Annotated in this window: 1 rRNA gene; it reads left to right on the top strand. The window is 47.1% G+C overall.

Annotated elements, in window-relative coordinates:
* Positions 1 to 223 (top strand): 23S ribosomal RNA (locus tag KJQ99_RS11540); the annotation flags it as partial.

Below are 223 nucleotides of genomic sequence, written 5' to 3'. Positions count from 1 at the left end.
GAGGGAAAGGTGAAAAGAACTGAGGTGATCAGAGTGAAATAGAACCTGAAACCATTTGCTTACAATCATTCAGAGCCCTATGTAGCAATACAGGGAGATGGACTGCCTTTTGCATAATGAGCCTGCGCGTTGTGGTGTCTGGCAAGGTTAAGCTAACGTGAAGCCGTAGCGAAAGCGAGTCTTAATAGGGCGATAAGTCAGATGCTGCAGACCCGAAACGAAG

The sequence above is a fragment of the Campylobacter sp. 2018MI13 genome (assembly GCF_018501135.1).
Lineage (GTDB): Bacteria > Campylobacterota > Campylobacteria > Campylobacterales > Campylobacteraceae > Campylobacter_E.
This window is presented reverse-complemented; position numbering and strand designations above follow the sequence as displayed.